This window comes from Arsenicicoccus sp. UBA2120 (assembly GCF_002330965.1).
GTDB lineage: Bacteria > Actinomycetota > Actinomycetes > Actinomycetales > Dermatophilaceae > Arsenicicoccus > Arsenicicoccus bolidensis.
The window spans coordinates 21,038-30,496 of the sequence record NZ_DCYC01000080.1 but is presented as its reverse complement, the minus strand read 5'-3'; the positions used below and the strand labels follow the sequence as shown (position 1 = coordinate 30,496).

The window sequence follows — 9,459 nt, the reverse complement described above, 5'->3', positions numbered from 1 at the left end:
CGCGCTCCCAGCTCACCAATACCGACCAGGGCTCAGGCACTGACACGTGCACGCTGGTCGGCAAGCGCCTCCCTGACGGCGCGCATGGTGTCGGCGTGGTGCTGGAAGTAGTCGGTCTTGTTGACGATGATCACGCGATAGCCCATCCGCTCGAGCAGGTTTCGTCGCGATTCGTCGGCCACCCTCTGCTCCGCCGAAGCGAAGTGGTGCGCACCGTTGTACTCCACCACGAGACGTTCTGCCCGCCACAGGAAGTCCACGTAGGCCAGGACCCGCCCGGCCCTGTCGGCGATAGGTGCGTTGAGCTCCGGCTCCGGCAGACCCTCACGCGCAAAGTCCTGGCGCAGCCGCGACTCCATGACGGAGTTGGTTCCCGCCCGTACCTCGGCACGCGCTGAGCGAGCCGCCACGAGCCCCGGCGACCGGATGCTCAGCCCCGAGTCGAGATCGTCTACCGAACGATTCGACTTCCAGCTGCAGATCGCATCTCCCAGGACGACCAGATCCGTATGGCTCATCGAGTCGGCCAGCTGCCGGAACAGGTGCTCCGGCGCGATGACCCGCCGATCGAGCCCTTGGACGACAACCGTCGGGATGTCGAATGACGACAATCGATGCCCCCTCACGGTCCGGTGCCGTGGCGGCGTGCCTCCGTGCCGACCCACGTCCAACCGAGGTCGCGGACTGGCGGTCCACCTCGCGGGCAGACCCAGGCCGAGCAGCCAAGCTGCGGACCAGTGGGTGAACACGCAGTCCGATGGCAGGACGAGGGCCAACGCCTGGGCGTCTTCGAGAATGGTCATCGGCATACGACGACCAACGACGCCGTGATGTGGGTGATCCAGCTGACTGATCGCGTACCGCGACATGCCGGATCTCAGAGCCACCGAGGTCGTGAAGAACAGCATCCCGCCGAGCGCTGCCGGAATTGATGCATTAGAGGTCATGCGCCCACGATGAAGGGTGTTTGCGGGTGCTCAACCTCGTTATCCCCAGCCGGGCGATCCAGCCAACAGTTATCCACAACGGGCAGTTGTGCGCTCGGGGCTCACGAAAGCTCGAAATGACACCCGAAAATCGAGACTCTGTGAGCTCCGAGCGCGAAAAGACGCGGAGGCGGGGTGGGGTCAGGCGTCGAGGACGCCGTCCGGGTAGATGATCCGCGAGGGGTGGCGTGCCGTCCGGCGGGCGTAGGGGTAGTAGAGGGCCGCCGTCACGAGGAGGCCCACGATCCAGGAGATGTCGGCGCCGCCGAGGGCCTTGGTGGCGGGACCGGTGTACATCGCCTGGGCGAGGAAGGGCACCTGCACCGCGATCCCGAGCGCATAGATGAGCAGCGCCCCGCCGTTGACGCTGCCATAGCGACCGCGGGCGTCATACAGCGCCGGCACGTCCACCCGCTCACGCGCGACGAGGTAGTAGTCGACCAGGTTGATGGCGCTCCACGGCGTGAACACCATGAGCAGCACGAGCACGAAGTTCTTGAAGTTGTTGAGGAAGTCGGCGCTGGCGAGCAGGGCCACGAGCACCGACGCGGCGATGAACGCCGTGATGTAGAGCGCTCGCGCGAGCGTCGAGACGCGGGCGGTCCGCTGGAAGGCCGACATGGTGGTGAGCATGGTCATCGAGCCGCCGTACGCGTTGAGGCAGTTGACGGTCAGCTTGCCGACGACGATGACGAGGTAGAACACGATCGCGAGCATGCCGCCGCCGGCCAGCTCGCCGATGAAGCCGACCTGGTTGGCGAGGAAGCCCTTGCCGGTCACGGCGGGCACGGCGGCGATGAGCGCGCCGAGGGTCATCGACCACTGCGATCCGAGCACGCTGCCGGCCAGGGTCGCCCAGAAGGTCTTGGTCTCGGACGTGCCCAGCGGCAGGTAGCGCGAGTAGTCCGCGACATACGGCCCGTAGGTCAGCTGCCAGCCGGCGCCGAGGGAGACGGCCAGGAGGAAGGTGACGATGTCAAAAGGCTTGTGCCCCAGCAGGGCCGGGATGTCGTATGCCGTGAACAGCCGCACGAGCAGGTAGGTCCACGCGATGATGCCGACCACGGTGCCGACGCGCCCCATGGCGTGGATCCAGCGGTAGCCCACGATGGCGACCACCGCCGACAGGATGCCGAACACGACGATGCCGACGTTGGGGCTGTCAAGGCCCATGGTGCGTGAGATCGCCTGTCCTGCAAGGACGGTCCCGGTGGACGCGAAGCCGAGGTACATCAGGACGACGAGGACGAGCGGCACCACCGCACCGATGACGCCGAACTGCGCGCGGCTCGAGATCATCTGCGGCAGACCGAGTCTCGGCCCCTGGGCGGAGTGAAGGGCCATGACGATCCCGCCGAGCAGGTTGCCGACGAGCGTGCCGACTATTGCCCACAGGGCGTCCGCGCCGAAGATCACGGCGAGCGCGCCGTCCACGATCGCCGTGATCTGCATGTTGGCGCCGAACCAGAGGGTGAGCTGGTTGAGCGGGGTGCCGTGTCGCTCGCTGACGGGGACGACGTCGATGCTGCGGCGTTCGATGCGGGTTGTCTGAGCCATGGGCGTCAGCATGGCCCCCACCAGCCCGTTCGCGCCACGGGCAGACGCAGGTGACGCCCAGGTTGTGACTCAGTCTTCACGCATGGGGATGCGGACGCCCTTGTCCTCGGCCACCTGCTCGGCGATGTCGTAGCCCGCGTCGACGTGCCGGATGACGCCCATGCCGGGGTCGTTGGTGAGGACGCGCGCGAGCTTCTGGGCGGCGAGGGGCGTGCCGTCGGCGACCGACACCTGCCCCGCGTGGAGCGAGCGTCCGATGCCCACGCCGCCACCGTGGTGGATCGACACCCACGAGGCGCCGGAGGCGGTGTTGACCAGGGCGTTGAGCAGCGGCCAGTCCGCGATCGCGTCGGAGCCGTCGGCCATGGACTCGGTCTCCCGATAGGGCGAGGCGACCGATCCGCAGTCCAGGTGGTCGCGCCCGATGACGATGGGGGCTGACAGCTCGCCGCTCGCCACCATCTCGTTGAACCTCAGCCCGGCCTGGTCGCGCTCGCCGTAGCCCAGCCAGCAGATGCGCGACGGCAGCCCCTGGAAGGCGACCTTGTCGCGAGCACCGTTGATCCACGTGTGAAGTCGCTCGTTGTCGGGGAACAGGTCGAGCACGGCCCGGTCGGTGCGATAGATGTCCTCGGGGTCGCCCGAGAGCGCCACCCAGCGGAACGGGCCCTTGCCCTCGCAGAACAGCGGCCGGATGTAGGCGGGCACGAATCCCGGGAACTCGAAGGCGCGCTCGTAGCCGCCCTGGCGCGCCTCGTCGCGGATCGAGTTGCCGTAGTCGAAGACCTCGGCGCCCTTGTCCTGGAACTCCACCATCGCCCGCACGTGGGTCGCCATGGATTCCCTTGCGCGGTCGGTGAACTCGTCGGGCTTCTTCTCGGCGTACTCCGCCCACTCGTCGACCTCGACGCCAACCGGCAGGTAGGACAACGGATCGTGCGCGGAGGTCTGGTCGGTGACGATGTCGATGGGGACGTCGCGACGCAGCAGCTCGGGGAACACCTCGGCCGCGTTGCCCACGAGACCGACCGAGAGCGCGCGCTTCTCGTCCTTGGCCCGCAGGGCGGACTCGACTGCGGCGTCGATGGACTCGTGCACCTCGTCGAGGTAGCGGTGCTCGACGCGACGGTCCAGCCGCGCCTTGTCGACGTCGACGACCAGGCAGGCGCCACCGTTGAGCGTGACGGCCAGCGGCTGCGCCCCACCCATGCCGCCGCACCCGCCGGTGAGGGTCAGCGTGCCGGACAGCGTTCCGCCGAAACGCTTCTCGGCCACCGCGGCGAAGGTCTCGTAGGTGCCCTGCAGGATCCCCTGCGTGCCGATGTAGATCCACGACCCGGCCGTCATCTGGCCGTACATCGTCAGCCCGAGGTGCTCGAGCCGCCGGAACTCCGGCCAGTTCGCCCAGTCACCAACGAGGTTCGAGTTGGCGATGAGCACGCGCGGCGCCCACTCGTGGGTCTGCATGACGCCGACCGGGCGCCCCGACTGCACGAGCATCGTCTCGTCCTCGCGCAGGCTCTGCATGGTCCGCACCATCGCGTCGAAGCTGCGCCAGTCGCGCGCCGCCCGCCCCGTCCCGCCGTAGACGACCAGGTCGTCCGGCCGCTCGGCGACCTCCGGGTCGAGGTTGTTCATCAGCATCCGCATCGGCGCCTCGGTCTGCCAGCTGCGGGCCGTGAGGGTGGTGCCGCGCGCGGCGCGGACGGGACGGGAGCCTTCCATGGCTGCCTCCTCGGGCGATCGGGTCGTATGACGAAACCGGGGTCACCACCCGGCGTCGTCACCGGAGCGGGGTCCCCCCATCGAACCGCGCCGACGTCACGGCGGCCACCCCCGGCATACCGGCATCTGTCCCGTATCCGAGACCAAGCCCACCCCGCACTCACCTCCACCCGACGGTAAAGTCGGTGGCCCCAGGGTAGAAACCGCCAGGTGGGAGACCATGATGAGCCTGAACATCAAGAACGAGCGGGTGTGCGCGCTCGCGCGCCGGGCCGCCGACACGCTCGGCACCACCCAGACCAGCGCGCTGGAGCAGGCGCTCGAGCGCCACGACGAGCAACGCCGACGGGCCGGCGAGCAGGTCGCGCAGGAGCGCTACGCCCGGTCCATGCAGGTGCTGGAGCGGATCGACACCATGCTGACCGACGCGGATCGGAAGGCCATGCAGCGGGACCTGGACGAGATGTATGACGAGGGCGGCCTCCCTCGATGATCGTCGACGCCGAACCGCTGCTGTTCACGGGCGACGACTTCTGCCACACGGACGTCGATCCCGCGCGGTAGGTCGCTCGGGTCCTCACGCCTTCGTCGTCAGTCCGTACATGATGGGACCGACTCCTCGACGCTCCGGGCCTCGCTCGTCCCTCGCTCAGGTCCTCACGCCTTCGTCGTCAGTCCTCGACCCAGCCGTAGCCGCGGGCCATCGTCCCCAGCCGCCCCCGCAGGTGCAGGATCTGCGAGCCCGTGAGCGTCGGCTCGGCGCGCAGCAGCATCTCGGTGATCGCGTCCTCGAACTCGCGCGGCGACAGCACGTCGACCTCGCCGTCGGGGCGCTCCACGGGGCGACCGGCGGGACGCCGCACGTCCAGGTCGTCGCCGAGAGCTCGCACCTGCGCGGCCTTGGGGCCCTTGGCGCCCTCCTCGGGCACGTACTCGACGATCACGCCGGGGCGCACCTGCGCGCGATCACCCACGATGTCGTTGACGTGCAGGAACACGTCGGGTCCGTCGTCGTCGGGAGCGATGAAGCCATATCCCTTGACCGCGTCGAACGACAGCACCTCACCCTGGATCACATCCGCCATGTGACGCACCTTACCCACGTGAGCCCCGCTGAACCGTCAGGATCCGTCACACCGCGCCGAACGGTCGAGCAGCTGCTGGGCCAGGTCGGTCCGGCGGTACAGCACGGCGCGCCCCGATCGGGCGGACGCGACGAGGTCAGCCCGCCTCAGCATGGCCAGGTGCTCGCTCACCGTGCCCGGGCTCAGCTCGAGCAGGCACGCCAGCTCCGTGGTCGAGGCGGGCACGCCCGTCGCCCGCAGCAGCTGCGCGCGCGTGCGGCCGAGCACGTCGTCGAGCGCGTGCTCGTGGTCGAGCTCCTCGGCGGCCCAGAGGTTTCCGACCCCGAGGGCGTGATAGATGATCGTGGGCACGAGCGGCTCCTGCAGACCGATCAGGCCTCTCGGGCCCGCGAACACGCTGGGGTGCAGCAGGAGTCCTCGCCCACCCTCGAAATGCTCTGCCGGATAAGAGGATCCGGCGACCTCCAGGCGGTCGGGCAGCAGGTGCACGCGCGGGCTCAGCTCGCCGAGCAGCGGCTCGAGCCCTCGCGCCGCGAGCCGGGTCGACCGCTGGACGATGTCCGCGTCGAGCAGCCGACGGATCGCACCCCACCGGTCGGCGAGGACCAGCTCCCAGTAGCCCCGCATCGCGGCGACGACGCGTTCGAGGCCGACCTCCGGCTCGGCGCCCAGCCTCGCGAGGACCGCTCCGACGGTGGCGTCATGCGGCTGCTTCCGCAGCAGGTCCACGTCGCGCAGCAGCACCCGGGGGCCCAATGCGCGCACGCCGGCGAGCTCGGCCTCGAGGTCCGCCGGGGTCGACAGGAAGGACGGTGTCAGCACGTCCGCGAGGAAGCCCTCCGGCGGCACCAGCGCCACCAGCAGCCCCAGGTCGATGGCGGGCTCCGCGGCCAGCCGCTCGCGGGCCGACCGCACCCAGGACCGGTGCAGCCCCGTCACGTCGTGCTGCAGCACCCGCAGCGACATCGCGAGCTCCTGGGTGCGGGTCGTCACGAACCTCACCCGCGCGACGTCGGAGCTGCTCAGCAGCAGATCGGCCATGCCCTCAGCCTAGGTCGGACCCGCTGGCCCCCCGCAGGATTCGGCCCTGCCCGCACCGTGGCCGGGACATCCCGCGCCGAGGCAGCCTGGCGGCATACGGGCTGGTGCAGGACCCGCCCCGTCTCGACGAGAGGAGCACCCCATGACCATCATCGACCGCTGCCACGACTCGGCCACCGACATCACCACGACGCCGACCACGTATGACGCGCCGGCCGCCCGTCACGAGCGCCGACGCGAGGCCGGCGAGCGCGCCGTCGGCCGTCCGCAGGGCCTGGCCGCCTGGGCCGAGGACGTCCGCCGGCGGCCCGACATCCACTGGGCGGCGTTCCGCTGAACCTCTGCCTCCGCGCCAGCTAGGTTGGGGGCGTGGAGCTCCGGATCGCCCAGCTGGCCAACTTCGTGAGGCCCACGTCCGGCGGGATGAAGGTGGCGATCGACCAGCTCGCGCGCGGCTACGTGGACGCCGGGGCGCAGCGGCTGCTGATCATCCCCGGCTCCACCGACGACCGCATCCCCACCGAGCTCGGTGACGTCGTGACGGTGGCGTCGCGTGAGGTCAGCGGCGGCTATCGGATGATCCTCGACCCGCGGCCGGTGCTCCGGGCCCTGGAGGCCTTCGCGCCGACCTCGATCGAGATCTCGGACAAGTCCACGCTGCTGCCGGTCACCCTGGTGGCGCGTCGCCACCAGGTGCCGACCGTGCTGTTCTCCCACGAGCGGCTGGACACGATGCTCAGCATGCGAATCGGCCTGCAGCGCGGCCTGCGTCACCCGATCCGGCTGTTCAACGGCGCGCTGTCGCGGGCCTTCGACCACGTGGTGACGACGTCGGACTTCGCGGCGGGCGAGTTCTCCGGGCTCGCGTCCCTGGCCCCGCACCGCCTCCACCAGGTGCCGCTGGGCGTCGACCTCGAGACGTTCCGGCCGCTCGAGCCGGCTCCCGAGCCCGCCACGGACGGGACGATCCGCCTCGTCCACTCCGGTCGCCTCTCCCGCGAGAAGGATCCCCACCTCGCCGTCCGCACCGCCGTCGCCCTCCACCACCGCGGCCTGCCGGTGCGGCTCGACGTGTATGGCGAGGGGCCCCACCGTCACGAGCTCGAACGTCTCGCGGCCGGATCCCCCGTCACCTTCCACGGTCACGTGGCGGGGCGCGAGGCGCTGGCCCGCCGTCTCGGGGAGGCGGACGTGGCGCTCAGCGTGTGCGCGGGCGAGCCCTTCGGGCTCGCGGTGCTGGAGGCGCTGGCCTGCGGCACGCCGGTCGTCACCGCGGACCGGGGCGGCGCGCGCGAGCTCGTGGACGACCGCTCGGGGGCGTGGGGGCACCCGGATCCCGAGTCCCTGGCCGACGCCGTGCTGCGGGTCGTGGCCCGTCCGGCGGCCGAGCGGCGACGTGACGCGCGGGCTCGGGCCGAGCGCTATCCGTGGAGCCGGACCGTCGAGCGGACGCTCAGCCTGCACCGCACCCTCGCCGCCGCCCCCACCACCCGTTGAGAGGCGACAGATGGGGGTTGTGAAGGCCTCATAACCCCCATCTGTCGCCTCTCAACGACGGGCGCCGGCGAGGACCGGGGCGGGGTCGGACCCGGTGGGGTGGTCGGACTCGGGGGCGCGGACAGGCTCGGACGACGCGGGGACCCTGCGTGTCCCCAGGAGCAGCGGCACCGCCACGGCCAGCACCATCGCCGCCGTGAGCACGATCGCCACGGGACGCCCCTCGAGCGAGGAGTCGAGCGGCGCGCTGATCCCACCGACCACGCTGACGGCCAGCAGCACCCGCAGCTGCCGCGCCCCGAGCGGCAGGGCTGCGACGAACGGCACCACCCGCAGGGCGTACCAGGCGTGAGCCACGGGCCCGAGCAGCAGCACGGCCAGCATCGTGACGGCGACCGACCTCAGGGCGGCGGGGCGATCGCCGGTGCGGGCCCGCAACGCGCAGACCACGCCGACGAGCACGGCCAGCGCCATACCGAGGGTGCGTGCCGTGGTGAGGGCCAGGGCCCAGAGCTCGGGGTGCCCGGCGTGGTTGACGACCCAGCCGACCGCGCGGCCGGCCGTCGTCGACAGCGAGAACGGCGTGAGCACCTCGCCGGGCACGGCGAGCGCGCCGACCCAGCCCACGCCGAGGCGATAGGGCAGCCCGCAGACCAGCAGCGTGACGACGCCCAGCCCTCCGACCGCGGCAGCCCGGCCGACCCGCTGGCGCACCGTCGCCCCCACGCCCAGGCTCACCAGCACGACGCCGACGCAGATCAGGCCGCCGGGCACCTTGACGCCGGCGGCGAGCCCGCCGAGCACCGCGGCCCACCCCCAGCTGCCGCGTCCCGCCACCACGAGGGCCGCCGCGCCGAGACCGGCCAGCAGCAGGTCGTTGTGCAGCCCGCCGACGCCGTGCGCGACCACCAGCGGGCTGGCTGTCACGAGCGCCGTCACCGTGGCCGCGTCGCGACGGCACCAGCGGGCGAGCTGGGGCAGGGCCCACAGCAGCAGGGCCAGCCCGAGCAGGGCGGCGCAGCGTTCGAGGACGATGGCCACCCAGGGGTCCCGCGTCAGCGTCGTGGCCATCGCGCCCCACACGAGCGGCACGGGGCCGTAGGGCGTGAGCGTGTCCATCCACCGCGGGTCCACGCGCTCGCTCCAGGGCCCGGCGAGGGTCACCGGGGCATAGCCGTATGGCGACAGCAGCCGCCTCGTCAGCTCGCCCTGAGCGACATAGCTGAACCCGTCCCGGCTGAACAGCGGCGGTGCCGCCAGCAGCGGGAGCGTCCAGGACCAGGTGGCGCTGCGCACAAGGTCCAGGGCGCCGGTGCCGCGGTGGCCACGAGCGCAGGTGTGCAGCAGCGAGATCCACGCCCACGACAGGAGCGCCAGCCCGAGGACGGCCATCGAGAGCCCGAGGCCGTGACCCGGCATCGTCTCGCCCCACCCGGCCAGAGGCGCGGCGAGCGTCGCGCCGACCGACGCCGGGAGCGGCGTGATGACGAAGCCTCCGACGAGGACCAGGAGCGCGCCGACGACGCCTCGGGTGATCACCCTTGCGACGCTAGGCAGGGCGCCCGGTC

Annotated in this window: 9 protein-coding genes; 3 read left to right on the top strand and 6 right to left on the bottom strand. The window is 71.2% G+C overall.

What is annotated here, in order from left to right; genetic code table 11:
* Positions 1-32: 32 nt before the first annotated feature.
* The 3 genes from B2P18_RS13530 to hutU all read right to left on the bottom strand — a co-directional run bounded on the left by B2P18_RS13530 (position 33) and on the right by hutU (position 4,268).
* Positions 33-947 carry an endonuclease domain-containing protein gene (locus B2P18_RS13530; RefSeq protein WP_286961146.1) on the bottom strand — a complete coding sequence of 305 codons (915 nt, stop codon included), beginning with the start codon at positions 945-947 and terminating at the stop codon, positions 33-35.
* A 180-nt stretch (positions 948-1,127) separates the two neighbouring features.
* The gene (locus B2P18_RS13525) at positions 1,128-2,543 is read right to left on the bottom strand and encodes a purine-cytosine permease family protein (RefSeq protein ID WP_286961143.1); all 1,416 of its coding nucleotides are present in this window, start codon (positions 2,541-2,543) and stop codon (positions 1,128-1,130) included.
* Positions 2,544-2,612: 69 nt separating this feature from the next.
* Positions 2,613-4,268, bottom strand: coding sequence for a urocanate hydratase (gene hutU, locus B2P18_RS13520; protein WP_019286604.1), 1,656 nt, complete (start codon positions 4,266-4,268; stop codon positions 2,613-2,615).
* Between the two features lie 220 nt (positions 4,269-4,488).
* On the opposite strand from hutU, the gene B2P18_RS13515 reads away from it, so the two are divergent.
* Positions 4,489-4,761, top strand: coding sequence for a type II toxin-antitoxin system VapB family antitoxin (locus B2P18_RS13515; RefSeq protein ID WP_051274135.1), 273 nt, complete (start codon positions 4,489-4,491; stop codon positions 4,759-4,761).
* 178 nt (positions 4,762-4,939) lie between these two features.
* On the opposite strand, the gene B2P18_RS13510 is transcribed toward B2P18_RS13515, so the two are convergent.
* The gene (locus B2P18_RS13510) at positions 4,940-5,353 is read right to left on the bottom strand and encodes a cold-shock protein (protein WP_019286606.1); all 414 of its coding nucleotides are present in this window, start codon (positions 5,351-5,353) and stop codon (positions 4,940-4,942) included.
* 36 nt (positions 5,354-5,389) lie between these two features.
* Positions 5,390-6,394 (bottom strand): ArsR/SmtB family transcription factor, encoded by a 1,005-nt coding sequence (locus B2P18_RS13505; protein ID WP_029211963.1) that lies wholly within the window; start codon positions 6,392-6,394, stop codon positions 5,390-5,392.
* 142 nt (positions 6,395-6,536) lie between these two features.
* Between B2P18_RS13505 and B2P18_RS13500 the strand changes: the two genes are divergently transcribed.
* Positions 6,537-6,731: a hypothetical protein gene (locus B2P18_RS13500; protein ID WP_019286609.1), complete on the top strand. Its 195-nt coding sequence runs from the start codon at positions 6,537-6,539 to the stop codon at positions 6,729-6,731.
* Between the two features lie 32 nt (positions 6,732-6,763).
* Positions 6,764-7,891 carry a glycosyltransferase gene (locus B2P18_RS13495; protein WP_286961139.1) on the top strand — a complete coding sequence of 376 codons (1,128 nt, stop codon included), beginning with the start codon at positions 6,764-6,766 and terminating at the stop codon, positions 7,889-7,891.
* 51 nt (positions 7,892-7,942) lie between these two features.
* Here B2P18_RS13495 and mptB read toward each other — a convergent pair whose 3' ends face one another.
* Complete coding sequence (mptB, locus tag B2P18_RS13490) at positions 7,943-9,430, bottom strand: polyprenol phosphomannose-dependent alpha 1,6 mannosyltransferase MptB (RefSeq protein ID WP_286961136.1); 1,488 nt, start codon at positions 9,428-9,430, stop codon at positions 7,943-7,945.
* Positions 9,431-9,459 lie beyond the last annotated feature (29 nt).